This is a genomic window from Pantoea sp. DY-15 (assembly GCF_019795935.1).
GTDB lineage: Bacteria > Pseudomonadota > Gammaproteobacteria > Enterobacterales > Enterobacteriaceae > Pantoea > Pantoea leporis.
The window spans coordinates 160,851-185,612 of the sequence record NZ_JAIMIF010000004.1 but is presented as its reverse complement, the minus strand read 5'-3'; the positions used below and the strand labels follow the sequence as shown (position 1 = coordinate 185,612).

Sequence of the window (24,762 nt, the reverse complement as noted above, 5' to 3'; positions counted from 1 at the left end):
CAAATACAGCAACGACGCGGCCTACAGGTTTTCACGCGTGACGATATCAAACGGCAGGATGATCTGGGAGAAATGATCGCCCGGCTGCGCATGATGCTGCTGCACCATCTGCGCCAGACGCATGGCCATTTCGTCGATGCGGTTGCGGATCATCACCGTAATGGTGCCATCAATCAGCGCCAGCTCGCCCTCTTTCACCGGACCATGACATATCAACGCCACCTTACGCTGCGGCTGCTGGCGCAACGCATGAATCACACCCTCAATGCCGCCGCAAGGCGCGAAGATCAGCGCCAAATCGGCATGTTCTTCCAGTAACTGACGCGTGGAACGGTAGCCGCCATCAATCGATTCGTTGGTCTTCAGCGGCTCCAGCACGCGTCGCGCGCTGTCCTGTTCACGCAGATAGGAGCGGAAACTGATCTCATTGCTCTCCTGACAGATAAAGCGATGGTCGCCCACCAGCACGCCGACCGAACCCGGCTGATGCAACAGGTGCGTGGCAATCCACGCGGCGGTGCGTCCGGCTTTCTGGTTATCCAAACCGACATAACCGGCGTGACCGCACGGCGAAAAGTTGGAAAACAGCGCATAAACCCGCACGCCATGACGCGATATGTTTTCTATCGCGTGACGAATCAGCGGGTGGTCCAGCGCAACTAAGCCAATCGCATCCACCTGCCCGGCCAGCGCATACAGCGAGGCCACCACCGCTTCCACATCATCAATGTCGTGCCAGGTAAAAAGCGGTTCGCTGCCTGCCGGATGAAAAGGCTGCGTATGCTGGCGTAGCGCATCAGTGAGGGAATGATAGAACGAGTAGGATTTTGACAGCAGGATAAAGCCCATGCGCAGCGTCACGCTGGCGGCTGGCACGGTGCCGCTCAGCAGCGGCACATTGCCGATGCGATAACCGAGGCGATTAGCAGCTTCCAGCACCTTTTGCTCCGTTGCGGCGCGCACCGGTGCACGACGGTTTAACACGCGATCGACGGTCGCCACGCCAACACCGGCGGCGGCGGCAATCGCGGTCATGGTGATTTTACTCATGCGCTACTTCCCTGAATGAAATGATAATAAATTATCAAAAATAATGCCTTAACCTGCGGTAAATCACCAATCATCCCGCACAGAAATCATCAGTAATTGGCTTCGAGTGATAGAGAATCTCTCATTATTTTGATCGCTCTCGCAAAAATGAAATAAATCATTTCATCTTAATACCATTCAGAATAAATGTTTGATATTCATGTGCGTATTCAAAGCGGTCTGGCTGATGGTTTCACATCAGAATACGTGATGAAGCGCGTAAAAAGATCAGTATGGTCATCATCAAAGTCTGCACCGCTTAACGCTCAGGAGAAAACAATGAAAATCGCTTTTGATGTGGATGTAATCAGGGATCTCGGCATCACGCGCATGGTGCATCAGGTGGCGGAATGGGGCTACAAGTACATCGAGCAGTCGCCGCACCCGCAGATCAACCCGTTTTATAAACATCCGAAAGCCAGCCGTGAAATCATGCGCGAATACAAAAACGCGCTGAATGCCACCGGGCTGGAGATCTCCTCGTTCATTACCGTATATCGCTGGTCTGGCCCGGATGAACTGCGTCGTCAGGCGGCGGTGAAGAACTGGAAACGCATGATCGAGATTGCCGTCGAAATGGGTGTGCAGGTGATCAACACCGAGCTGTCGGGCAATCCCAACGAGCCAGAAATTTGTGAAGAGATGTTCTATCGTTCGATGGAAGAGCTGCTGCCGATCATCGAACGTGAAGGCATCCGCGTCGAGATTCAGGCGCATCCGTGGGATTTCTGCGAGCAGAGCAACGAAACTGCAGACATTGTGAAGTCATTCCGCAGCGAAAACGTGAAGTACATCTACAGCGCACCGCACACCTTCTATTACGACAAAGGTGTGGGCGATGTGGAGAACATGCTGCATTACGCCGGCGATGATCTTTCACATATGCTGATCGCCGATACCATGAACCACACCAAACACTGCCGTTATATCGTCAACCCGCCAGGCGTGGATGCCACCATCCACCAGCACGTGGCGGTCGGTGAAGGCGAAGTGAATTTCGATGCGCTGTTTGAAGCACTGCGCGAGATGAATTTTGCCAACCGCACCTTTAAGGTTGGCGGCGAGTCGATTATCTCGGCGGCGCTGTTCGGTTATCCGGAGAAGATGAAGTATCAGGCGGTGGAAACCCGCGAGCTGATTGAGCGTGAGCTGTTGGGATAGTTGAGTGCGCGCTGATGCCCTCACCCTAACCCTCTCCCACCGGGAGAGGGAACGGGATGGTGCGGCTTGCTCGATCGGTCCCTTCTCCCGCTGGCGGGAGAAGGTTAGGATGAGGGCCCGCTCTATTGGAATGCACGCAACATGAAAGCAGTGACGCTGGCCGAGCTGGCGAAACAACTGGGCGTCGGTGTCGCCACGGTTGACCGGGTACTCAACGATCGCGGTGGCGTATCGCCCGCCATGAGCAAAAAAATCCTGCAGGCAGCGCGTGACGCCGGTTTAAAACGCATTCTGCCCGAGGAGCATCGCCATGCGTGGCAGATCGAAGTGCTGCTCAGCGGCAACGCCTCCTTCTTCTTTCAGCAATTAGCGCAAGACTTTGCCAAACTCGCCGACCAGCTCGGTTATCGCCGCCTGCGTCTGCATCGCACGCTGATCCCGGAAAATGCACCGGAAAAACTCGCCGCACACATCACCGCCAGCAGTAAAAAGATGGATGCGCTGATCGTCTTCGCCCATCAAAACCCGCTGATCTACGATGCGCTCGCCGCCTGTAAAGCGCGCGGCGTGCCGGTGATCACGCTGGTCGCCGATCTGCCCGATGCCGCGCGGCTGTGCCACGTCGGTATCGATCAATACAAAGCCGGGCGCACCGCCGGTTTGATGCTCGGCAGCATGCTGCCGCAGCCGGGTGAAGTGGTGTTGATGAGCGGACGCGCGGATTACGCTGCCCACCGCCTGCGCATTGAGGGCTTTCAGGCGGTGCTGGCCGAACGCTTTCCGCAGCTGCGCCTGCGCGAGATTCTTGCCGGTCAGGATGAGCGCGAACGCATTAGCCGCCTGTTAGAAAAAACGCTGGCCGCCTCGCCGCCGATTGTCGGGCTGTATAACACCGGCATTGGCAACACACAGGTGCACGAAGCGCTGGCGCGTCATCGTCTCGACGGTAAAGTGCTGTACGTCACGCACGAGTTGTACAGCACTACACGCCGACTGTTGCAGGATCGCGTGCTGAACCTCACCCTCGATCAAAACACTCTGCGCCATGCTCAGCTCGCCTTAACGCTGATGCTGCGGCATCTGGAAGAGGGCGACATTCTCGACACCTATCAGCCTGGTAGAGTGGACTTTATGCTGTTTACGCAAGAGAACTTTACATAATCGGACTTTGCGTCGCACCGCCAGCGCGGTTAAATCGCCTGTATCACGCGCTGCTACACTCAGTAGCAGCAAAAATACAACCACAACAAGGCGAAACCACTATGTCGGAACATCAGTATCAGCCCGCGAAAGTCTGGACCTGGGACCCGGAAGCCAAAGGTAACGGCGCGAAAACCAACCGTCCAACCGCCGGGCCGACGCATGAGAAAACTCTGCCGGTCGGCAAACATCCGCTGCAGCTTTACTCGCTCGGCACGCCAAACGGCCAGAAAATTACCATCCTGCTGGAAGAGTTGCTGGCGGTCGGCGCCAAAGACGCCGAATACGATGCCTGGCTGATCCGTATCGGCGATGGCGATCAGTTCTCCAACGGTTTTGTCGATGTAAACCCGAACTCGAAAATCCCGGCGCTGAGCGACCATTCCGTCACGCCACCGCAGCGCGTGTTTGAATCCGGCAATATCCTGCTCTATCTGGCCGAGAAGTTCGGTCACTTCCTGCCGACCTCGCTGGCAGGCCGCACCGAAACCCTGAACTGGTTGTTCTGGCTGCAAGGTTCTGCGCCGTACCTCGGCGGCGGCTTTGGCCACTTCTATCACTACGCGCCAGAAAAAATCGAATACGCCATCAACCGCTTCACGCTGGAAGCTAAACGTCAGCTGGACGTGCTGGATCGTCAACTGGCCGACCATCGCTTCCTCGCCGGTGACGAATACACCATCGCCGATATCGCCACCTGGCCGTGGTACGGCAATCTGGTGCTGAACAACCAATATGGCGGCAGCGAATTCCTTGATGCGCAGTCGTACAAAAATGTGGTGCGCTGGGCAAAAGAGATTGCCGAGCGTCCGGCGGTGATTCGCGGGCGTAAAGTGAATCGCGCTTTTGGTGCCGAGCCGCAGGATCAGCTGCTGGAGCGCCATGATGCCGCCGATTTCGATAACAACACTGAAGACAAACGCCAGGCGCGAGGAGAGAAATAATGGCTGCATATGTGGTGTTTATTAAGGACGAAACCTTAGACCAGGACGAGATGGCGACGTATGCCGAGAAAGCCGGACAGGCGCGCGGCGACCATCCCATCACCCCGTTGGCGTTTTATGGCGCCCTGGAAACGCTGGAAGGCCCGGAAGCAGAAGGCGTGGTGGTGCTCGAATTCCCGGATGCTGAGGCGGCGAAAGGCTGGTATTTCAGCCCGGCGTATCAGGAAGCCAAAGCGCATCGCCTGAAAGGCGCGAAATACCGCGTGCTGCTGGTGAACGGCGTAGAGTAATTGACGTAGGGTCGCCATTCATGGCGACCTTCTTAATGGCCGCACTTACCCCAACTTAAACAACGAAATCGCCTGCTTCAGCGCATTGGCCTGCTGCTGTTGCTGCTGCGCCACTTGCAGCGTTTCGGCCACGTGCTGCACGTTATGATGCACGCTGTGATCAATGCTATTGATGCTCTGCTGAATCTGCTCAATGCTCAAATTCTGCTGCTCACTCATCGCCGACAGTTCCGTCACCAGCTGCGATAACCCGCTAATACTGCTGTGAATCTCGCGCATGGTTTGCGCCGCATGCTCCACCTGCACGGTGCCGTGTTCGGTGCTGGTGGAACTGGCATCCATCAGTTGACGGATTTCGCGTGCCGCACTTTCGCTGCGCATCGCCAGATTACGCACTTCGCTGGCGACCACGGCAAAACCGCGTCCCTGATTACCAGCACGCGCCGCTTCCACAGAGGCGTTCAGCGACAGAATGTTGGTCTGAAACGCAATGCCGTCGATCAGCTCCAGGATGATCTTCACCCTTCTCGACTCTTCGCTGATTTTCTCCATCGAGCGAATCGCCGACTGGATATTCTCTTCACCACGCGTCGCCACCGCGCGGGTTTCACTCGCCAGCTCGCACGCGCTTTGCGCTTTGTCCCGGGTTAAGCTGGCAGCGATACTGATTTCGCTCATAGCGCTGGCCGCCACTTCCAGCGCTTGCGCCTGCTCGTCGGTACGCGTCGAGAGCGCGGCGTTGCGCTCCAGAATGCTGTCGGATTCCGCCAGCAGTTGACCGACGCCGTCGCTGACCTGATGCAAAGTGCCGTGTAGGGTCCCAAGCGTAGTACTGAAGGTGCGCGCGAACGGCGTTTCACTCCGCTGAGTATCGGCACGCAGCGTGAGATAACCGGCTTGCTGATTAATGTGTGCCGCCAGTTGCGCCACTTCGCTGGCGGAACGTGCATCCGCAGCCATCTGGCGCGCGATTATCAGCAGCATCGCCGTTTGCACCACCACAAACAGCGCATGGAAAAACACCATGTCCCAGCCGGGATGATGAAACACCACCACGCCAAACAGATCATTTTCCTGCAGATAATTGAATAACACATGATGCGTGGCTGCCGCCGCAGCGCCCATCACTAACGGGCGCACATCTCGCCACGCCAGCAGCGCCGACATCAACACAAACACTGAGAAGTGGTACTCGGTTGCGCCACCGCCAACCTGAATCAGCAAACCGGCCCAGCCGATTAACAGCGCGGGTAAGACCAGCCGCGACGTGAGCGTACCGCGCAGCGCGGTGCCGAAAAACGTCGCCAGCAGCGCCAATACCAAACCCGCAATTAGCGCCACCAGCACGCTGTCATTAAACCAGCCAACGCCAAGTGCAATCGGCAACAGCGCCCAACTGAGGATCACCGCCAGGCTATCCGCGCGCTGTGCGATACGTTTGAGCGAAACCATCTCCACCGGCGAAGCCGCCGGGCCTGACAAGGGCGTTGCGATCATGACATTTTTCCACACCAGAAGTTGATCGTAGAGCCCCAAAATCGTGGGGCGAAGCGCACGGACTCAGTGGTGAAAAATATCGGCGCAGCGGCGAGAAAGTTTAGTTACGGTAATTAATGATGCGTGGAGTTGTGAGGAGGATCACCGAGGTCGTGCAACACAATTTCATTCCCTTCAGCACAGAAAACGATAGACTTGTTCGCCACACAGGCTGTTAACGGATAGAGGCTAATGATGGATTCCCCCTGCACACTCAGCGTCCTTCTCACGGCTCACAATTGCGAAAAGTATATTGTCGAGACATTAACCAGCCTCAAAAAGGCCTGCACGGGCGTTGAGGATGCTGTCGAGATTATTTTGGTGAATGACGCATCCACGGACAATACCGGCGAGTTGCTGCATACCTTTGCCGCCTCATTCAGCCATGTGAAAATCTTTGACGTGATGTTCCGCAACATCGGCAAAGTGAGAAATTTTGGCGTCAGCAAATGTAGCGGCCACTTCGTCACGATGCTGGATGGTGACGATCAGCTTCTCCCGAACTCTTTTGCTGACATCGTGCTTTTTTTACAGGCACAGCAACCCGATATTCTGCTGGCGCCGCTGAATGAGGTGTATGAAGGTAAGGCGCAGCCACAACAGTGGAAAGGTTTGCAGGTTACCGCCTTGTCGCAGCATCAGGTGATTGAAAAGTTTCTTATCCATCGCGATATTCAGGCGCATTTTATTGGCCAGTTTATTAAACGAACGCTGCTGGTAGATAACCATTTCCCTGACTTCAGCTGCTACGAGGATGCGTATTTATTCCCCTCGATACTGAAAGCCAGTGAGAAAATCTCTTTTGCTAAGCAAAGCCCGTATCTCTATTTCAAAAGAGGGCAAAGCCTCTCCAGCTCGCTGGATGCCGAAAAAATATCGATGCTGATTAAAACCACGCAACAGATGGATGTGGTGCTCGGCGAAACCTACCGCAACCTGCTTGCTTGTCATTGGATCAATCTGGCGCATAAGTTTTATCCACTGATTAACGATGAACATGAGAAACAGGTGGTGAAGCAGGCGATAAAAAACGTGCCTTTGGTTTCATTCCTGATGGATAGCAAAGTCCGATTTAGTTTGAAGAAAAAATATCTAAGAATGAAACTCACGGGGCTTTTTAGTGAAAATTAAAGCTCCTTAGCGGAGCTTTTCATTCTTCTCTATCAATGTTAACAACGTAACCAGCACACTAAACATTGCAATAAACTCAATGGAAGTCAGTACCACATCGGTCATGCCATATAAAAGAGTAGCAATACTAGCAGCAGCAATTGGAGTTAATTTTTTCTTCACTCTCAACTCAGCAATGATAAAAATGTAGAAAAAATAAAATAATACTAAAACACCTTGCACACCAAACAAAGAAGCATACTGAATAAATTCATTGTGGAGATGTACATTAATATAAATAAGTGCCCAGGAATCTTTTTGGTTATGTGCATCGAGATAAGTTGTTATATAATTATTACGTTCAACTTGTGACTGCCCAAAAGGAGATTTTTCAAATGTTAAAACACCCATCTTCCACATGGTAAAACGCGACCCCAATGAGGTTTTATCATTACCATGTTCATAGTCTCTATACTCTTGCACTGTAGTATCGAAGCGCGTTTCAATAACTTTATAACTCAGGCCGACGGCAATAAGCATCAGTACTGATACAAGACTGATAAACTTAATATTCCGCGTTACAGCGAAAAGTCGAAATGTCATATACAATAAAAATAGTGTATGAATTACCATTGCCGAGCGTGTTTGCGTCAGCATAATCACATAAAGTGAGATAATTGATATTGATAAGAAGTAGAATTTTTTATACTTATTTTCCAGCGAGTGTAAAATAAGTGCAATTAACGCTAATGTTACCGCAGAATAAGCATAGGCCGTAAGTGTTGCACGATTGATTCCGAGCACAACTCTTTCGTCAGAAGTGAGCGCCTGTATGAAAGCAAAGGAGCTTGATGTAAGAAAGGCTAAAGCAAGAGATAAGATACAACTCTTAATTAAAAAAGATTGACCAAGGTATTTTTCACGATAGACATGAAAAATATAGGTCATAATAATGAAAGCCAGAACACACCTTTTCCCAGCAGTGAAGTAAAGCTCGCCTTTTTCCCCATGTAAATATTTTGCATATAAAGACCAGCCAATAAATATCGCGCCCAGCATGAGCATGGCCAGTGCTTTTAGATCAGTTAACAATATTTTTTTCTTTCTAAAAAAATCGACAACCAAGCCCGTTAAGCTAAAATAAGCACAATAATAAAAGATTACGCGCCCACCTTTTTCATAAAGAAAGGCTAACGGCAAAATTGAGATAAGTGAAGTAAATGCCAGCCACGGAAGCAGCATAATAAGATTATTTCTATTTAAAACTGACATTGACATCCTTTAGCTCTGTTTAACTTCAAAAAATGGACGAATAAAAATTCGCCATAAGGCGTTTTTCAGTTTAATATTCATAGCACGATTTTTTCTAATCTTACTCACTGCGATTTTGCGTAGTTCTCTGACGATTTTTTTTCTTTCAAGTTCGGCTTCGCAATGCCAAATCGTTGATTCATGACTCAACTCGGATAAATGACCGACTGCAGGAATAACGGCTTTGATATTTACCACATCACATTCAATCAGGAAAGTCCAGCGATCGGCTTCCAGCCAAACTGGGTACATAAAAGCATGCATTTTTTTTGCAGCAGCCAGATTAATAATATACGCATGAGCAAGTGCAGCCTGACTAACACTGACCAATTTATGTTCAGAATGAGGTATATTGTTACCATCACGTATATATTTACGCACATCACTCAACAAATATACTGTAGGCTGTTGCGGGATATGTTCTTTTAGATAATTGATGACATTCCTTGAATGAGGATCAAATTGCACATCATCCTCTAATATTAATGCAACCTCGATATTATCTTTTATCATCCGCTGATAAACACCGAGATGGCTAAGTGCGCATCCGATTTCACTTTCAGTTAACCCTGCGGAGAGCTCTGGATGAGTTTTATCAGCAATCTCCTGAGATGAGAGTGAACGTCCATCAATTGCATTAAAAATCTCCGCGCTTAAACCAATGTTCTGGCATTGAGTCAACGCGTGATTTTTTCGTGCCACATATTTTTCCAAATTGATGACAAAAACCTTCATCTACGCCTCAGCATTAAGCTAAAAAAAAGACAAAATCATGCAAAAACTTAATCGTTTTTAACGGAGGAATTTTACACGAACATCCACGATTTTCAGCTCTTTTTGCTAAATTGGCTCGTTGAATGTTGTAAGCAAAGTGAAGAATTGATTCTGGGGATTAACAAAAGGAAAGGAACGTTGATGGCACATGTTCAGCCTAAACTGTTCCCTCTCCCGCCTGCGGGAGAGGGTTAGAGTGAGGGAGCAAACTATTTCACCACAAACTGCGCATAGTTCTCAGGCGTGATGGTTTGATACGGGATCCAGTTAAATTCCTGCACTTTCTGCTTCTCCAGCAGCGCTTTGGTCACTTGCACCGCGCCGGTCGCCTGCCCTTTTGCATCCTGGAAAATGGTCAGCGTCATTTTGCCGTTCTTCACGAACTGTTGACCATCCGGCGTGCCGTCGATACCGGCGACCAAAATCTTCTCATTCTTCGCCTGATTGAGCGCCATGATAGCGCCAATCGCCATCTCATCATTATTCGCTGCGATAGCGTCAATCGGGCGCTGATTCAGCAGCCAGCTCGATACCACATCCACCGCTTCGTTGCGCTGCCATTTGGCGCTCTGCTTCTCAATCACCTTCATATCTTTGTATTTAGCGATCACCGCTTCCACCGCGCGGGTGCGTTCGCGCGCTTCCTCGTTCGATAGCGCGCCCATCAGAATCGCCACGTTGCCTTTGTAGTTCATCTTCTTCGCCAGCGCTTCCATCTGCATTTCACCGCCCAACGCCGAATCTGAGCCGACATACGCCATGTCGGTTGGCAGCTTCACTTCGGGCTTACGATTGACGAAGATCAGCGGAATGCCAGCCTTTTTCGCCGCGGTAATCATCGGCAATACGCCTTGGGTATCCACCGGATTGAGGATGATGGCATCGACGCCCTGATTAACAAAATCATCCACCTGCTGCACTTGCAGCGCGACATCGCCTTTGGCATCGACAAACTGGCTGTTGAGTTGGTTAGCTTTCAGCTCTGCCTGCATCTGGGTACGCAGAATCGAAACGAAGTTGAGATCGAAGTTAGCCAGCGCGACGCCGACGGTGAAGGTTTTAGCGCTCGCGCTCAGGCTGAGCAGCAGCGCGCAGAGACACAGCATCACATTTCTGATGTTCATGGCTTAATCCTGTAGGGTTGAGATATTATTATTTATTTCATGCAGTTAACGCCGGGCAACAGGCAAATACCCGGCGGCAGAACAGCTAAAGGGTGAAATGATCGCGGAACTGCTGCAGCGCGGCATTGCTTTCACCGCTGGCCCAGCCTTCCAGCGCCACGGTGCCCTGATAGCCGACATCGTGTAGCGCACGGGCGATGGCGCGATAGTTAATCTCGCCGGTGCCCGGCTGCTGACGCCCCGGCACATCGGCCACCTGAATCTCACCAATCGCCGAATCACAGCGGCGAATAAGTTCGATCAAATTGCCTTCGCCAATCTGCGCGTGATACAGGTCGAGGTTCATCTTCAGCGCCGGACTGTTAACCGCTTCCACCAGCGCCAGCGTGTCGGCGGCCAAGGCGAACGGCGTGCCGGGATGATCAATCGGCAAGTTAAGGTTCTCCAGCGTGAAGACGCGTCCGGCGCGCTCGCCGAGCTGCGCCACTTTGCGCAGCGTGTCGGCCGCTTTCAGCCACATCGCGCCGGTAACCACTTCTACCGGTTTAACCGGCAAACCTTTGTCGTCCAGCCCGGTGCCATGCAGGTTTAACGCCGGACAGTTGAGCCGCTCGGCCACCGCCAGCGACGCTTCGGCACTTTGCAGCAGCTGCTGAATCTCGTCATCATCAGTCAGGTTGCCGCTGAGGTAGCCGGTCATCGAGGTGAAACGCGCGCCGGTCGCCGCCAGCGCATCGATATCTTTGTTGGCCCAGCCCCAGATTTCGACGCCAAAGCCCAGTTCATGAATGCGTTTCACGCGCTCGACAAAAGGCAGATCGAGAAACACCATTTCGGCACATACCGAAAGCTGATAACCGGCCATTAGCGACCTCCCAATTTGATGGGTTGCTGCTGCTGCACCGAATCAATACAGGCCAGCGCGATTTCCAGCGCGTTACGCGCATCCTCACCGGTGGCGCGCGGCATTTCGCCACTGCGAATGCAGCGGGCAAACTCGGCCATCTCCGCCACATAGGCTTCGCGCAGCAGGTCTGAATCCATGCGTGAGGTTTCAATCGCGATGCCATTCTGGTGATAGCGCACGCAGTGATTGGCGTTGATGTGGCCCGCCTGCAACATGCCTTTGCTGCCGAACACTTCGCCGCGCACATCGTAGCCGTATACCGCCTGGAAGTTGGCTTCAGCGGTGGCGATCGCGCCGTTATCAAAGCGGATGGTAACCACCGAGGTGTCGAGCAAGCCTTTGTCTTTGAAATCCGGACGCACCAGCGCATCGGCCAGCGCATAGACTTCCACCGGCTTCGCGCCAGGGTTGAAGTGCAGCAGCGTGTCGAAATCGTGGATCAGCGTTTCAAGGAAGATCGTCCACTGCGGGATACGCGAAGGATCGTGCAGGCCCGGATCGCGCGTCAGCGATCGGCTCAGCTGCGTGGTGCCATTTTCACCCGCTTTCACCGCCGCGATCGCTGCAGCAAAGCCGGAATCAAAGCGGCGGTTAAAACCGACCTGCAACACCACGCCAGCCGCTTTCGCGGCGGCAATAGCGCGATCCGCCTCATCCAGCGTCACCGCCATCGGCTTCTCGCAGAACACATGCTTGCCCGCCTTCGCGGCAGCGATCACCCATTCGGCGTGGGTACGCGCCGGTGCGGCAATCGCCACCGCCTCAATTTCGGGATCCTGCAGCAGCGCATGCAGATCGCTATAGGCTTTAGCGACGCCGAGCTTATTGGTCAGCGCGTCGGCCGCGCCCGGTTGCGGATCGGCCACCGCTGCGAGGATCGCACCCGGCACGCGCCAGGCCAGGTTTTCCGCGTGGAAGCTGCCCATGCGTCCGGCGCCAATCAGGCCGACGCGTACTGGCTTAAGATGAAATGTCATGACCTAGTCCTTATTGTTTTGGATATGCTCATTCGAGCGCAGGGATGTGCAATCGGTAGTGCAAAGGCGATGCCAACTGCAATTCGCCGCTTTATGTGAGGCATGACACAGATATTGCTCACAATTTGGCAACAAAATTTACATGTCAACTTCACATGTCAATAAAATGGACATTCCATCTTGTTCAGGAGTGTCACATGCGTGCCAGTGAGCGTTTGCCGTTTAAAGATGAAAGCGATCCGATCTTCAGCTTGCCGGACAGCGCGGAGGTGGGCGAATGGGACACGTTGTTGTGGCAGGGCTGGCACAGCTTCGAACGCGGTGAACAGCCCGGCTGGATGCGGCACAGCATTTTGCAGTCGTGGCAACGATCGCAGCAGCGCGCGATCGATCCCGCCACCTTTACCTATGTCTCGCCGCCCGCCGCAGAACTGGCGGCGATCCTTGAGCATAACGCCGAGTTGATCCTCGTGGCGCGCAGCATCATGGAAAACCTGCTGGCGTATAACCCGGATGGCCACATCAATCTGACCGATGCGCAAGGCGTGACGCTGCACTTCTGCGGCGCGGATCTGACGCCGGTCGGCAGCATCCTGCGCGAAGAGGTGCTCGGCACCAACTGCACCGCGCGCTGCCTGATTGAACAGCGGCTGGTGTATGTGCTGAGCGGCGAAAACTGGAAGCTCGATCTGCGCAAACGCCATCGCCAATGTGCTGCCGCACCGGTGCGCGATGCCAGCGGCCAGCTGCTGGGCGTGCTAACGCTGACCGCAACGCCCGACAACTTTAATGCGCATACGCTCGGCACGGTGCAGGCGGCAGCCGAAGCGGTTGGTCAGCAGCTGATGCTGCGCCGTTTGCTGGCCGAGCAGCAGTCGATCCTCGAAACCCTGAACGAAGGCGTGATCGTCTGCGATCGTCACGGCCGCATCAAAACGCTGAACCGCTATGCGCGCCAGATCTTTAGCGGCCTCGATCCCAGCGCCGGGCCGATCGACGTGCTGCTGCAACCGCAAGGCGGATCGCTGCTCACCATGCCGTTTTGCAATGACCGCGAGCTGCAATTTATGCCGGATGGCGTGAATCCGCTTTCCTGCCTGATTTCGCTGATGCCCGCACCCGACGGTGGCCGCGTGCTATCGCTGCGCGAGAATCAACGTATCCGCGCCATTACGCGCCGCGTGATGGGCGTGGGCGCCAGCTACACCTTTGAGATGATTCGCGGGCACGCGCCGCGCGTGCTGCAAGCGATTCAGAAAGCGCGCGCCAGCAGCCGCAGCGACAGCACGGTGTTATTAACCGGCGAAAGCGGCACCGGCAAAGAGCTGTTTGCGCAGGCGATTCACAACGCCAGTCCGCGCCAGCAGGAAGCGTTTATCGCGCTGAACTGCGGCGCGCTGCCGCGTGATTTGGTGCAGAGCGAACTGTTTGGCTATGTCGACGGCGCTTTTACCGGATCGCGGCGCGGTGGCTCGGCGGGCAAATTTGAGCTGGCGGATGGCGGTACCTTGTTCCTTGATGAGATTGGCGAGATGCCGCTCGAGGCGCAAACCAGCCTGCTGCGCGTGCTGCAGGAGGGCGAAGTGGTGCGAATCGGCGCGGCCCATCCCATCAAGGTCAACGTGCGCATCATCGCCGCTACCCACTGCAATCTGCTGGATGCGGTGGAAAAAGGCGCGTTCCGCCGCGATCTCTACTATCGCCTGAATGTGATTTCGCTGGAGATCCCGCCGCTGCGCGAGCGTCAGGAGGATATTCCCGGCCTGGTGAATACCTTTATTCAGGCGCTCTGCACCCGGCTGAAGCGCATCGCGCCGCAGCTCTCCACCGAGGCGATGAGCTTTTTACAGGCGTGGCATTGGCCCGGTAACGTGCGCGAGCTGGAAAATCTGGTCGAGCGCATGGTGAATTTGTGTGAAGGGCTGGAGATTGATCGCCACGATCTGCCGGAAGAGATGGTGCAGCGTAGCGCGCCTGTCGCCAGCGAACTGACCTCGCTGCAGGAGAATGAGCGTCAGCATGTGATGCAGGTGGTGCGCGAGCAAAAAGGCAACCTGCGCCAGTCCGCGCAGCTGCTGGGGATTTCACGCACCGCGCTGTATAACAAGCTGAATCAGTGGCAGGTGGATGTGGCGGGATTGCGGCGTGGGTAGGTGCGGCTTGCTTACCCTCGCCCATCTACAACGCCACCTGCAAAAAATCCACAAACGCACTAATCCGCGCCGGCAGCTGACGCTGCGGCTGCCAAACGGCAAAAATATCGCCATCGGCGGCGCTCCACGCTGGCAGCACGTGCAACAATTCACCGCGCTTGATGCTGTGCTGCGCATCCCACCACGAACGCAACAGAATGCCGTGCCCATCCAACGCCATTTGCATCGCCACTTCGCCATCGTTGGTGATTAAGCTGCCGCGCACCTTCTGCGTCAGCTGCTGGGTGCCATCGCCTAAACGCCACAGCGCGAAATCACTGTCAAACTGGCGCAGCAAAATGCAGTTGTGCTGCGCCAACGCGGCGATGCTGGCAGGCATGCCGTGGCGCGCGGCATACGCTGGCGAGCAGCACAGCACGCGCGGATTGGTGCGCAGCTTACGGGCGATAAGTCGCGCATCGGGCGGCTCGCCGACGCGGATATCAATGTCCACGCGCGCATCAAGAAAATTGAGCGGCTGGCTGCTGAGCTGCAAACTCATCGCCAATTCCGGATGCAGCGCGGCAAAACGTGACACGCAAGGTGCGACGTGACGTCGACCAAAGCCGAAAGAGGCGTTGATGTTGAGCGAGCCGCGCAGCACCGACGTTTGGCTGCTCACCGACTCTTCCAGCTCCGCTAGCTGATCGAGCAGCGGACGCGCACCCTCCAGATAGCGTTTGCCCTCCGCCGTCAGCTCCAGCCGCCGCGTGGTGCGCTTAAGCAGCTGCACGCCCAGCCGCTGCTCAAGCTGGCTCAGCCGCTTACTCACCGCCGGTAACGATAAGCCGAGTTCGCGTGCGGCGGCGGTTAAGCTGTCCAGCGCCGCCACGCGCACGAAGAAGGCCAGATCGTCGGTTGAAGTGCGCGATTCTCTACTTTTATTCAACATTGGCTTATCGCTCAGGCTAATTATTTCCCACAGATGCAGGGTTATACTGCGTACAGAACATCAACAGCAACCTGCGAGAACCTCTATGAGCGGCAAAACCTATAAAATCGCCGTCATCCCTGGCGATGGCATTGGCAAAGAAGTAATGCCGGAAGGCATCCGCGTGATGGATGCAGCGGCAAAGAAATTTGATATTGCGCTGGAGTGGCAATGGTTTGATTTCGCCAGCGCCGAATATTGGCAGCAGCACGGCAAAATGCTGCCCGATGACTGGTTCGCCACGCTCAGCCAGTTCGATGCCATCTACTTTGGCGCGGTGGGCTGGCCGGATGTGGTGCCGGATCACGTGTCGCTGTGGGGATCGCTGCTGCAGTTCCGTCGCGAGTTTGATCAGTACGTCAACCTGCGCCCGGTGCGCCTGATGCCGGGCGTCAAAGCGCCGCTGGCCAATCGTCAGCCGGGCGATATCGATTTCTACGTGGTGCGTGAAAACACCGAGGGCGAATACTCGTCGGTGGGCGGCACCATGTTCCCCGACACCGATCGTGAAGTGGTGATTCAGGAAACGGTGATGACGCGCATTGGCGTCGATCGCATCCTGAAATTTGCCTACGAACTGGCGCAAAAGCGCCCGAAAAAGCATCTTACTTCTGCTACGAAATCCAACGGCATCGCCATTACCATGCCGTATTGGGACAGCCGCGTGGAAGCGATGGCACCGAGCTATCCTGAAGTGAAAGTCGATAAATATCATATTGATATTCTTACCGCCAACTTCGTGCTGCACCCGGATTGGTTCGACGTGGTGGTGGCAAGCAACCTGTTTGGCGACATCCTGTCGGATCTCGGCCCGGCTTGTACCGGCACCATTGGCATTGCGCCCTCGGCCAACATCAACCCGGAAGGTAAATTCCCCAGCCTGTTCGAGCCGGTGCATGGATCGGCGCCCGATATCGCCGGTAAAGGCGTTGCCAACCCGATTGGCCAGATTTGGTGCGGCGCGATGATGCTGGAGCATCTCGGTTACGCCGAAGCGGGCGCGGCGGTGTTGGATGCCATCGAGCGCACGCTGGCAACGGGCAACAGCCTGACGCGCGACCTTGGCGGCAGCGCGTCAACCGAGGAGCTGGGCGCGGCTATCGCACAGGCGCTGTAATATCCAGGTGCGCATAAATGCCCGCCATGCCGTTGTAGGGTCGCCATTTATGGCGACCTCACTACAGGTGCGCACCCTACGAAATCTGCACCGTTTCCGCATGCCAGCCGGGCGGCAACGGCTGCGGACGCGTAATCGCCACGTTATTTAACTGCAGATTCTCCACGCCGCGCGCAAACAAGCCCGGCAAGCCATCCGGATAAGCGGCGACGCCGTACGCTAAACCGGATGCGCTATCCAACTTGTACGCATTGTCGAGGCCCATGCCGGTCGGCGATTCCGGATTACACGGCGGGCGCACATCGTAATGCCCTTGATCCGCACCTGTCGCCACCACTTGCCGCAGCTGCACATTCGTCAGCATCACATCACGAATCTGTCCCGGCTGTTCCGCATGCAGGTTAATTGCCCCTTCCATCACACCGCTGACGTTGCTGAATTGCAGTTGCTCAATGCTGCCCGGCGCTATCGCTGGATCACGCGCGCGCACTGAAACAAACAGCGCATCAGCCTTCCCCCAATGGCACGGCGGCGCGTGACGGCAGGCCAGCGTGATATTGCTGAACAGCAACCGGCGGAACTGGCCGCCATCGCGCGACAGCAAGCCAATCGCGCGGTTGGAATCAAAGATGGTGCAGCCGGAGACGGTGACATCTTCCACGTCGTCGAAGGTTTCGGTGCCGATTTTGAACGCGCAGCTGTAGGAACGCAGCAGGCAGTTGCTGATCATGATTTGTCGCGCGGCACGTCGCAGATGCGCGGGTTTTTGGCTGGTTTTGATGCAGATGGCATCATCGGCCGCGCTCAGGTAGCTGTTGCTGACAAACACCGCTTCACAGCTGTCGATATCCAGCGCATCGGTGTTCGGCATGCTCATGCTGTTATCAATGGTGAGATGATCGACGTGCACATGGCGGCAACTCACCAGATGTACCGTCCACATCGGCGCCTGAATAATGGTGAAATCTTCCAGCGTCACCTGCTCGCAATCCTCAAACACCACGATGCGCGGGCGCTGCGCACGCGGCAGGCGATAACCCTGATCGTCCTTTTCTGCGGCAACCCACGCATCGCCGTTACCGTCGATCACCCCTTTGCCACTGATGCTGATATTGCGCTGCCCGACGGCGTACAGCAGCACATGCTGCGACAGTTCAGCCTGGCTCTGTGCCAGCTGCTGCTGATAATCCTCAACGCGTGAGCTGGCGAGCAACGTGGCGCCCGCTTCGAGATGCAGATTAATGTTGGAACCCAGCGTTAGCGTGCCGAGATGATAGCGGCCAGGCGGCACTGATAAGGTGCCGCCGCCGCGCGTTGCCAGATGATTGAGTGCGCGCTGGAAGCAGTGTGTATCCAGCGTTTCGCCATCGGCGATGGGATAGAAATCAGCCAGTGAAACGTGCATGCGGTTCTCCTGAATAGCGGCGATGCGCTATTGCAGCACGCGCCGCATGACCAAAACCTTTTGCTGGTGGACAAGATGGTTATTTCACCGCGCCTTCGGTGACGCCGCTGATAAATTTGCGCTGGAACACCAGGAACACCGCCACCAGCGGCAGGATGACAATCATCGCGCCCGCCATCAGCACCGGAATATCGATGGTGTTTTTGTTCTGGAAAAACATCATGCCGATCGGCAAGGTGCGCAGCTCATCTTTATTCACCAGAATCAGCGGGATAAGGAACTCGTTCCACGTCCAGATGAACAGCAGCAGCGCCAGCGTGGACAGCGTCGGCCAAATCGCCGGCACCAGTAGGCCCCAGAGAATTTTGCGGCGTGAGGCACCATCCATCACTGCCGCTTCCACCAGCTCGCGCGGCACCTGCTGCAACGCGGTGGCAATCATCAGCGTGGTAAACGGCAGCGACAGGGCGATTTGCGGCAGTATCAGCGCCAAATAGGTATTGGTGAGGCCCATCCAGCGCAGCTCGTGATAGAGCGGAATAATAAAGGCCTCACTCGGCAGCACCATGCCAAGGCCCAGCAGCGCGGCAACCATCGTTTTGCCGGGGATCTTCAGCCAGGCGAAACCGAATCCCGCCAGAATGCCGAGCAGAATGCTGCAGATCACCACCGGAATCACCACCAGCACCGAGTTCATGAAGTAGACGTTGAAATGTCCCTGCTGCCACGCGGTGACATAGTTTTTAAAATTGATTGATGAGGGCAAAGTGAACACGCCCTGAAACAGCTCCATCTGGGTTTTGAACGAGGTCATCAGCGCCATTAAAAACGGCAGAATGGTCATCAGCGCGACAATCCAGATCAGCGCGCGTGAGACAGTTGGCGTGCCGCGCATCAGTGACGCTCCCGTAAACAAAGATGAATTAAGCCGTTGATCATCAACACAATCAGCATACTGAACACCGCCACGGCGGAGGCATAGCCGAAGTAGTGCAGGTCAAAGCCCTGCTTATACATAAAGATGTTGGTTACCATGGTGGACGTGCCCGGTCCGCCTTGCGTCATCACGTAAACCAGATCAAAGGCTTTCAGGCTGGCGATCACCGTCAGCAGCAGCGCGATACGCAGTTCGGGACGCAGCGACGGCAGCGTAATGCGCATAAATTTCTGCCGGCGTGATGAACCATCGAGATCGGCCGCTTCCAGCAGCGACGGATCCATGCGTTGCAAGCCCGCCATAAACAGCACCAGGCAGAAACCGAAGAAGTACCAGGTGGCGACAAAGCCGACCGCGGGTAGCGCCCAGGTAAAATCACCCAGCCACGACTTCGCCAGATGCGGCAAACCCAGGGCGCGCAGGAACTGATCGATAGGGCCAAACGCCGGGTTATACAGCCAGCGCCACACCACGCCGAGCACCGCCATCGGCATGATGTACGGCAGGAAGAAGAGAATACGCAGCACGCTGCGCTCTTTATTATTACGCGTCTCATACAGGAAGCTGCACAGCAGCAGTCCAACGCCAATCGGAAAGAGTGTGTAGAACAGCATCAGCAAGGCGTTATTGCCGAGCGCCACCCAGAACACCGGATCCTGGAACATGCGCAGATAGTTGCCCATGCCGATGAAAATCGGCCACGAGGTACCGTCCCATTCGGTGAAGCTGATTCCTAATGAGGCCAACAGCGGCATCAGCAGAAACACCGCATACACCAGCACCGCGGGCAGAAGATAGAGCGCATTGCGCCAGGCAGATTTATTCAGCATAACCGTACTCGCTTGCGGGCCTGTTCGCGGCCCGGCCACTTACGCCGGGCCGTACGTCATCAGTGCTTGAGGGTTTTCAGGTAACGTTGATAGTTGTTATCGAAGTTGATCACCATCTGGTCGGCGGTTTGACGTCCCGCCAGCAGCAGCTGCACATTCTGATTCAGCTCGGCGTTCATGGTTGGCGTGGCCCAGTCGAGATAATGGCCGAGACCATCGTTGTCATTCAGCGTCACCCACACCTGATACGATTCTGCCAGCAGCGGGTTATCCGCCGGAATCTGCGCATTTTTGCTGGTGCCGGCCGGCAGGAAGCCCACTTTCAGCCAGCGGTTCGCCATCTCATCTGAGACGATGTAATCGATGAACTTCGCTGCGGCATCCTGCTGCGCTTTGTCTTTGGCGGTGCTGGTGATGGAGAACGCCAGATCGGTGCCACCCACCATCAGCGGATGCTGCACGCCCTCGCCCGCTGGCATCGCAGCGAAGTGCAGATCTTTGTTGTCTTTAAACTGGCCGAGATACCAGGTTCCGCTCACCAGGAACGCTGCCTGACCATTCTGGAACAGGGTCGCCGCATCGTCATGCCCAATGCCCTGGAAGCCGGGGAACAGATAGCCTTTGTCGTTCCAGCCCTTCATCATATTGGCGGCTTTCACCAGCTTGTCGTCTTTGAACGTGCCGCCCACGTCGTAAATCAGATCGTCGAGTTTTTTCCGGTCGCTGCTCTCAATCTGCGCTTCCCACAAGGTGCTAAGCAGCTGCTGGCCCATGTTGCCGTCGAGCAGGCCGAGCATCATCGGCGGTGTGCCGGCGGCTTTGAGTTTCTCCATCGCCTGTTCGAGTTCCGGCAAGGTTTTAGGCACCGCAACACCGGCTTTATCCAGCAGCGCTTTGTTGTAATACAAACCCACCATCTCGCCGAGGCTCGCCACGCCGTAGAGTTTGCCGCTACCGAAATCTTGTTTATCTGACCAGCGGTTACGTTTCAAAATCGAATCCGGGAAGCGCGTGGTCCAGCCGTAGGTTTTGGCGTAATCATCCAGCGGCCACAGCAGCTTGTCTTTCACCAGCGAGCCCATATCGCCGCCGCCCTGATTCACTTGGGCAATCTGCGGGCCGTCACCGGCGGTCAGCGCTAGCTTGAGCGGAATGCGCGTGTCTTCGAAGGAGTGCACCGAACGCTGAATCACAATGCCCGGATTCTTTTGCTGGAACGCTTTTACCGCTTCATCCACCGCTTCGGTCTGCTGCGGATAGTTGTAAATGTCCCACTCATTCAGGGTAACGGCCTGCGCGGCTGCCATAGTCGCACCGAGCAGAATCCCGGCGGAGACCAGACGCGACACGGTGCGCAGTGAGCTTTGCAAACGGGAAGGACGATTGGTTGAATCACACATCATGCTCGGTTTCTCCAACAGATGACTGGCATCCCTTCATCTCGACACCTGCGATTCCCGGCAGGTTGATTCAGCAGCAACAACGCACATAATTCATACTTACTTTATGCACAAAAGAAAGTCAAACATCGCCACTGCGGAATTTTTGCTCTGTGATACAGTGCAAAGAGTAAGAAGAAAAGCCGCCAGAACAGCAGAGGATGCTGCGATTCAGCGCGCAAACCGGACAGCGCTGCAGAGTAAAGCCTGAGCATCAGTATAAATCACTCAGGCAAGCTAGCCGCTTTAACTCACTGATAGAGCATACGAAAATCCTATAGTTATCATCACAGCAATAGGTGAGCGAAAGGCAATGTGCTTTCAACCAGCGCTCATACCGGCGTTGCGCGTGAGTTTGTCAGCCGCCCAGTCATGCTTTGTGGTTATAGTTCGCATCAGCTTTGTGCGCCAGCGCAATTATTACACCTTGAAAACTAAGTCGGCTTTCTTTACCGTAAAATCTGTTCATCTCCTGACCACAGAGGCTCCACCATGACGGCTGAAGGTGTTATTCGTCGCGCCAGCGAGGCAGATTTTCCCGCCTTGTCGCGCATCTGCTTAGAGACCGCCAATGCCGGCACCGATGCCAGCGCGCTCTACTCCGATCCCGCGCTGCCCGGCCTGCGCTTTGTCATTCCCTACGCGCGCTTTGCGCCCGAATTTGCTTATGTGCTGGAACAGCACGGCGAGGTAGTCGGCTACGCGGTCGCCGCGCCCGATACGCGCGCCTTCGAAGCAAAGTTGAATACTGATTGGTGGCCACAGCTGCAACAGCAGTATCGCGATTACGCGCCGCAGGCGCCGCTCGACAGCAAAGTGCTGGAAGCGATTCATCAGCCCGATGCGGCAGCGGATCAGCTGGTGACGCAGTGGCCTGCGCATCTGCACATCAATCTGTTACCCGCCGCGCAGCAAGGTGGCTGGGGCCGCAAGCTGATTGAACAGCTGCTACACGATCTGCGTGCTGCGGGCGTGCCGGGCGTTTATCTCGGCGTCAGCCTGCAGAACGAGCAGGTGTGCGGCTTTTATCAGCGCCTTGGCTTCACGCCGATTGTGCGCAGCAACGCCATTTATATGGGCCAACTTCTCTGAGTCGAGGCATCGCATGACCAGCCTGCATCTGCAAAACGTTAAGAAGTCCTACGAAAATGTGAACGTGATTCACGGCATCGATCTCACCATTAACAGCGGCGAATTCGTGGTGTTTGTCGGCCCTTCCGGCTGCGGGAAATCCACGCTGCTGCGCATGATTGCCGGGCTGGAGGAGATCACCGACGGTAAGTTGCTGATTGAAGGTGCCGACATGACCGATCAGCACGCCACCGAGCGCGGTATCGCCATGGTGTTTCAGTCCTATGCGCTCTACCCGAACATGACGGTGCGCGGCAATCTGGCCTATCCGCTGGAAGTGATGAAGCGCCCGAAAGCGGAAATTGAGCAGGCGATCAAACAGACTGCGGCGCGCCTGCATCTGACAGAATTTCTTGATCGTTTACCGCGCGCGCTGTCCGGCGGACAGCGGCAACGCGTGGCGATTGGCCGCGCGATAATCCGCCATCCGCGCATTTTTCTGTTTGATGAACCGCTGTCGAACCTTGATGCCGAGCTGCGTTTGCAGATGCGCATCGAGATTGCTCGCCTGCACGCTTCGCTGGGCAACACCATGATCTACGTGACGCACGATCAACTGGAGGCGATGACGCTGGCGGATCGCATTGTGGTGCTGCGTCAGGGCCGCATTGAGCAGGTCGGCGCGCCGATGGCGCTGTATCGCGATCCCGATAACCTGTTTGTCGCCGGGTTTATTGGCTCGCCGAAGATGAATTTCCTCACTGCCGAAGTGGCAGCGATCACACCGGGCGCGGTGCAGTTACGCGTGCCGGCGCTGGGCATTAATCAGCTCAGGCTACCGATCGTCGCGTCGTGCCGCGAAGGGCAGAAAATCACGCTGGGCGTGCGCCCGGAGCATTTCCAGCCAGTGAGCAGCAACGAGGATGCCCTGAGTTTCAGCGGCGAGTTGTCGTTTAGCGAGATGCTGGGACACACCAATTATCTCTATCTCGATATCGGCGAAGAGAAGCTGCTGGTGATTGAGGAGCGTAACGTGGCGGAACACGCGATTGGCGAGAGGCTGAGTTATCAGCTGTGCGCCGGGAATTGTTTGTTGTTTGATGAGCAGGGTTTGCGGTTACGTTGAGGACGGCGGTGCGTTGGTGAGGACGGTCGCCATGAATGGCGACCCTACGTTATTCGCCGAGTTTTTGTGCGGGCGCACATTCATGGCGAACGTACGATTATTCGGCGGGTTTTTTGTAGGGGCGCCATTCATGGCGACCGTCTCAACGCGCGCACAAAACTACAATGCGATCTCTTCATCGGCCTGCGCGGCCAACAAATCCAGCAGCTTATTCACCGCAAACCCGGCAGCGCCCTGCGCCCACATGCGATTGGATTCGGTGAGGAACTGCAGCGGCGTAATGTGCGGCGTCAGCTTCAAACGGTAGGTCTGGAAGCTCTGCGTAATGTGGTCGAGCAGAATGCGCGAAGCCATTTGCGGCTCCATCGCCAGATACACCACGTCCGGATCGTAAGCCACCGACAGATTCGCCAGCGACATTCCCAAATGCTGCCCGGCCTCGGCCAGCGCGCTCAGCACCTCCGGCGTTGGACGCACATCGAGATCGCGCAGCGTGTGCGGCACCTCTTCTTTGCTGGTGGACGCCACGCGCTGCAGAATCGCCTGTGACGACGCCACATCCTCCAGCAGACGCTCAGAACCATCGCCCAGCAGCGAAACGCCAATCTCTCCGGCTTTGCCGTGACGACCGCGATAGAGCTGGCGATCAAGCAGAATTCCCGCGCCGATGCCTTTGCCAAAGGTGGCAATCACCGCCGACTGCGCATGGCCGAGCTGACCAAACACCAGCGCCGCCATTGCCAGCGCGTTCGCGTCATTTTCAATAAATACCGGCAGCGAGAAGCGCTCTTCCAGCAGATGGGCAATCGGCACGTTATCCCAGCCCAGCGCGCGTGACAGCACGCAAACACCGTTGCTGGCATCGACTAAGCCCGACAGCGCCAGACCAATCGCCCCAACCTTTTTGCCCTCAACGCCGCGCAAAAACTTCGCCAGCGCATCGCCGAGCTGCTTGGGCGTCATCGCGCCGGAAGGAATTTGCTGCTCGCCGATGATGTTGCCGCTGAGATCGGTCAGCACCATCAGATTGCGTTCGGCGTTGAGCTGAATCCCCACCACGCTGGCGTGATCCGGATTGAGGCCGAGCAGCGTTTTGGGACGCCCCATCGAGACGCGACGCAGCCCTAACTCCTGCACGATGCCGCCGGTCAGCAGACGATTGGTGGCTTGCGACACCGTCGACATGCTCAGGCCGCTGCGCACTTTGAGATCGGATTGACTAATAGGCGCATTTTCGACAATCAGCCGCAGAATGCGCGCGGTTACGTTGGGAGCGCTCATGAGCCTCTTT

The 24,762-nt window shown here is 55.6% G+C and carries 22 protein-coding genes; 9 read left to right on the top strand and 13 right to left on the bottom strand.

All coding sequences use genetic code 11. The features are described from left to right. Nucleotides 1-21: 21 nt before the first annotated feature. A complete protein-coding gene (locus K5Y32_RS15995) occupies nt 22-1,050 on the bottom strand; it encodes a LacI family DNA-binding transcriptional regulator (protein ID WP_222185071.1) in 1,029 nt (342 codons plus the stop codon). Between the two features lie 318 nt (nt 1,051-1,368). Between K5Y32_RS15995 and K5Y32_RS15990 the strand changes: the two genes are divergently transcribed. The 4 genes from K5Y32_RS15990 (at nt 1,369) to K5Y32_RS15975 (ending at nt 4,684) form a co-directional block, all read left to right on the top strand. Further along, nucleotides 1,369-2,250, top strand: coding sequence for a sugar phosphate isomerase/epimerase family protein (locus K5Y32_RS15990; RefSeq protein WP_222185069.1), 882 nt, complete (start codon nt 1,369-1,371; stop codon nt 2,248-2,250). A gap of 141 nt (nt 2,251-2,391) precedes the next feature. After that, a complete protein-coding gene (locus K5Y32_RS15985; RefSeq protein WP_222185067.1) occupies nt 2,392-3,411 on the top strand; it encodes a LacI family DNA-binding transcriptional regulator in 1,020 nt (339 codons plus the stop codon). A 101-nt stretch (nt 3,412-3,512) separates the two neighbouring features. Continuing rightward, the gene (yghU, locus tag K5Y32_RS15980) at nt 3,513-4,394 is read left to right on the top strand and encodes a glutathione-dependent disulfide-bond oxidoreductase (protein ID WP_222185065.1); all 882 of its coding nucleotides are present in this window, start codon (nt 3,513-3,515) and stop codon (nt 4,392-4,394) included. After that, complete coding sequence (locus tag K5Y32_RS15975; RefSeq protein WP_110868107.1) at nt 4,394-4,684, top strand: DUF1330 domain-containing protein; 291 nt, start codon at nt 4,394-4,396, stop codon at nt 4,682-4,684. Before yghU ends, K5Y32_RS15975 begins: the two co-directional genes overlap by 1 nt. Before the next feature lie 45 nt (nt 4,685-4,729). On the opposite strand, the gene K5Y32_RS15970 is transcribed toward K5Y32_RS15975, so the two are convergent. After that, nucleotides 4,730-6,181 carry a methyl-accepting chemotaxis protein gene (locus K5Y32_RS15970; protein ID WP_222185063.1) on the bottom strand — a complete coding sequence of 484 codons (1,452 nt, stop codon included), beginning with the start codon at nt 6,179-6,181 and terminating at the stop codon, nt 4,730-4,732. Between the two features lie 231 nt (nt 6,182-6,412). Here K5Y32_RS15970 and K5Y32_RS15965 point away from each other — a divergent pair, with 231 nt between their 5' ends. Continuing rightward, nucleotides 6,413-7,351, top strand: a complete 939-nt coding sequence (locus K5Y32_RS15965) for a glycosyltransferase family 2 protein (RefSeq protein WP_222185062.1) — start codon at nt 6,413-6,415, stop codon at nt 7,349-7,351. A gap of 6 nt (nt 7,352-7,357) precedes the next feature. Here the strand turns inward: K5Y32_RS15965 and K5Y32_RS15960 are convergent, their stop codons facing one another. From K5Y32_RS15960 to K5Y32_RS15940, 5 genes are all read right to left on the bottom strand, one after another. After that, nucleotides 7,358-8,602: an O-antigen ligase gene (locus tag K5Y32_RS15960; protein ID WP_222185060.1), complete on the bottom strand. Its 1,245-nt coding sequence runs from the start codon at nt 8,600-8,602 to the stop codon at nt 7,358-7,360. Nucleotides 8,603-8,611: 9 nt separating this feature from the next. Beyond that, entirely contained in the window at nt 8,612-9,376 is a 765-nt protein-coding gene (locus tag K5Y32_RS15955) for a glycosyltransferase family 25 protein (protein WP_222185058.1), read from the bottom strand. A gap of 248 nt (nt 9,377-9,624) precedes the next feature. Then, nucleotides 9,625-10,539 (bottom strand): substrate-binding domain-containing protein, encoded by a 915-nt coding sequence (locus tag K5Y32_RS15950; protein ID WP_222185056.1) that lies wholly within the window; start codon nt 10,537-10,539, stop codon nt 9,625-9,627. A gap of 85 nt (nt 10,540-10,624) precedes the next feature. After that, nucleotides 10,625-11,404: a TIM barrel protein gene (locus K5Y32_RS15945; protein ID WP_222185054.1), complete on the bottom strand. Its 780-nt coding sequence runs from the start codon at nt 11,402-11,404 to the stop codon at nt 10,625-10,627. After that, nucleotides 11,404-12,423: a Gfo/Idh/MocA family oxidoreductase gene (locus tag K5Y32_RS15940; protein WP_222185052.1), complete on the bottom strand. Its 1,020-nt coding sequence runs from the start codon at nt 12,421-12,423 to the stop codon at nt 11,404-11,406. Before K5Y32_RS15940 ends, K5Y32_RS15945 begins: the two co-directional genes overlap by 1 nt. Nucleotides 12,424-12,620: 197 nt before the next feature. On the opposite strand from K5Y32_RS15940, the gene K5Y32_RS15935 reads away from it, so the two are divergent. After that, a complete protein-coding gene (locus tag K5Y32_RS15935; protein WP_222185050.1) occupies nt 12,621-14,576 on the top strand; it encodes a sigma-54-dependent Fis family transcriptional regulator in 1,956 nt (651 codons plus the stop codon). Between the two features lie 25 nt (nt 14,577-14,601). Here the strand turns inward: K5Y32_RS15935 and K5Y32_RS15930 are convergent, their stop codons facing one another. Then, nucleotides 14,602-15,507, bottom strand: coding sequence for a LysR family transcriptional regulator (locus tag K5Y32_RS15930; protein ID WP_222185048.1), 906 nt, complete (start codon nt 15,505-15,507; stop codon nt 14,602-14,604). 85 nt (nt 15,508-15,592) lie between these two features. Between K5Y32_RS15930 and K5Y32_RS15925 the strand changes: the two genes are divergently transcribed. Next, nucleotides 15,593-16,663 (top strand): tartrate dehydrogenase, encoded by a 1,071-nt coding sequence (locus tag K5Y32_RS15925; protein ID WP_222185046.1) that lies wholly within the window; start codon nt 15,593-15,595, stop codon nt 16,661-16,663. Between the two features lie 76 nt (nt 16,664-16,739). Here the strand turns inward: K5Y32_RS15925 and K5Y32_RS15920 are convergent, their stop codons facing one another. The 4 genes from K5Y32_RS15920 to K5Y32_RS15905 form a co-directional block, all read right to left on the bottom strand. Continuing rightward, nucleotides 16,740-18,068, bottom strand: a complete 1,329-nt coding sequence (locus tag K5Y32_RS15920; RefSeq protein WP_222185044.1) for a glycoside hydrolase family 28 protein — start codon at nt 18,066-18,068, stop codon at nt 16,740-16,742. Between the two features lie 79 nt (nt 18,069-18,147). Continuing rightward, nucleotides 18,148-18,963 (bottom strand): carbohydrate ABC transporter permease, encoded by an 816-nt coding sequence (locus K5Y32_RS15915; protein ID WP_222185042.1) that lies wholly within the window; start codon nt 18,961-18,963, stop codon nt 18,148-18,150. Next, a complete protein-coding gene (locus K5Y32_RS15910) occupies nt 18,963-19,835 on the bottom strand; it encodes a carbohydrate ABC transporter permease (RefSeq protein ID WP_222185040.1) in 873 nt (290 codons plus the stop codon). Before K5Y32_RS15910 ends, K5Y32_RS15915 begins: the two co-directional genes overlap by 1 nt. 59 nt (nt 19,836-19,894) lie before the next feature. Next, entirely contained in the window at nt 19,895-21,238 is a 1,344-nt protein-coding gene (locus K5Y32_RS15905) for an extracellular solute-binding protein (protein ID WP_222185038.1), read from the bottom strand. A gap of 528 nt (nt 21,239-21,766) precedes the next feature. On the opposite strand from K5Y32_RS15905, the gene K5Y32_RS15900 reads away from it, so the two are divergent. Together K5Y32_RS15900 and K5Y32_RS15895 are read left to right on the top strand one after the other, a co-directional pair. Beyond that, on the top strand, nt 21,767-22,366 hold the full coding sequence (locus K5Y32_RS15900; protein ID WP_222185036.1) for a GNAT family N-acetyltransferase: 600 nt from the start codon (nt 21,767-21,769) through the stop codon (nt 22,364-22,366). A gap of 13 nt (nt 22,367-22,379) precedes the next feature. Next, entirely contained in the window at nt 22,380-23,471 is a 1,092-nt protein-coding gene (locus tag K5Y32_RS15895; protein WP_222185034.1) for an ABC transporter ATP-binding protein, read from the top strand. A 159-nt stretch (nt 23,472-23,630) separates the two neighbouring features. On the opposite strand, the gene K5Y32_RS15890 is transcribed toward K5Y32_RS15895, so the two are convergent. Next, on the bottom strand, nt 23,631-24,752 hold the full coding sequence (locus K5Y32_RS15890) for an ROK family transcriptional regulator (protein ID WP_222185032.1): 1,122 nt from the start codon (nt 24,750-24,752) through the stop codon (nt 23,631-23,633). Nucleotides 24,753-24,762: the final 10 nt, after the last annotated feature.

Coding starts and splice junctions, on each gene's coding strand:
- K5Y32_RS15995 (WP_222185071.1), bottom strand. CDS start 1,050: ATGAGTAAAATCACCATGACCGCGATTGCCGCCGCCGCCGGTGTTGGC.
- K5Y32_RS15990 (WP_222185069.1), top strand. CDS start 1,369: ATGAAAATCGCTTTTGATGTGGATGTAATCAGGGATCTCGGCATCACG.
- K5Y32_RS15985 (WP_222185067.1), top strand. CDS start 2,392: ATGAAAGCAGTGACGCTGGCCGAGCTGGCGAAACAACTGGGCGTCGGT.
- yghU (WP_222185065.1), top strand. CDS start 3,513: ATGTCGGAACATCAGTATCAGCCCGCGAAAGTCTGGACCTGGGACCCG.
- K5Y32_RS15975 (WP_110868107.1), top strand. CDS start 4,394: ATGGCTGCATATGTGGTGTTTATTAAGGACGAAACCTTAGACCAGGAC.
- K5Y32_RS15970 (WP_222185063.1), bottom strand. CDS start 6,181: ATGATCGCAACGCCCTTGTCAGGCCCGGCGGCTTCGCCGGTGGAGATG.
- K5Y32_RS15965 (WP_222185062.1), top strand. CDS start 6,413: ATGATGGATTCCCCCTGCACACTCAGCGTCCTTCTCACGGCTCACAAT.
- K5Y32_RS15960 (WP_222185060.1), bottom strand. CDS start 8,602: ATGTCAGTTTTAAATAGAAATAATCTTATTATGCTGCTTCCGTGGCTG.
- K5Y32_RS15955 (WP_222185058.1), bottom strand. CDS start 9,376: ATGAAGGTTTTTGTCATCAATTTGGAAAAATATGTGGCACGAAAAAAT.
- K5Y32_RS15950 (WP_222185056.1), bottom strand. CDS start 10,539: ATGAACATCAGAAATGTGATGCTGTGTCTCTGCGCGCTGCTGCTCAGC.
- K5Y32_RS15945 (WP_222185054.1), bottom strand. CDS start 11,404: ATGGCCGGTTATCAGCTTTCGGTATGTGCCGAAATGGTGTTTCTCGAT.
- K5Y32_RS15940 (WP_222185052.1), bottom strand. CDS start 12,423: ATGACATTTCATCTTAAGCCAGTACGCGTCGGCCTGATTGGCGCCGGA.
- K5Y32_RS15935 (WP_222185050.1), top strand. CDS start 12,621: ATGCGTGCCAGTGAGCGTTTGCCGTTTAAAGATGAAAGCGATCCGATC.
- K5Y32_RS15930 (WP_222185048.1), bottom strand. CDS start 15,507: ATGTTGAATAAAAGTAGAGAATCGCGCACTTCAACCGACGATCTGGCC.
- K5Y32_RS15925 (WP_222185046.1), top strand. CDS start 15,593: ATGAGCGGCAAAACCTATAAAATCGCCGTCATCCCTGGCGATGGCATT.
- K5Y32_RS15920 (WP_222185044.1), bottom strand. CDS start 18,068: ATGCACGTTTCACTGGCTGATTTCTATCCCATCGCCGATGGCGAAACG.
- K5Y32_RS15915 (WP_222185042.1), bottom strand. CDS start 18,963: ATGCGCGGCACGCCAACTGTCTCACGCGCGCTGATCTGGATTGTCGCG.
- K5Y32_RS15910 (WP_222185040.1), bottom strand. CDS start 19,835: ATGCTGAATAAATCTGCCTGGCGCAATGCGCTCTATCTTCTGCCCGCG.
- K5Y32_RS15905 (WP_222185038.1), bottom strand. CDS start 21,238: ATGATGTGTGATTCAACCAATCGTCCTTCCCGTTTGCAAAGCTCACTG.
- K5Y32_RS15900 (WP_222185036.1), top strand. CDS start 21,767: ATGACGGCTGAAGGTGTTATTCGTCGCGCCAGCGAGGCAGATTTTCCC.
- K5Y32_RS15895 (WP_222185034.1), top strand. CDS start 22,380: ATGACCAGCCTGCATCTGCAAAACGTTAAGAAGTCCTACGAAAATGTG.
- K5Y32_RS15890 (WP_222185032.1), bottom strand. CDS start 24,752: ATGAGCGCTCCCAACGTAACCGCGCGCATTCTGCGGCTGATTGTCGAA.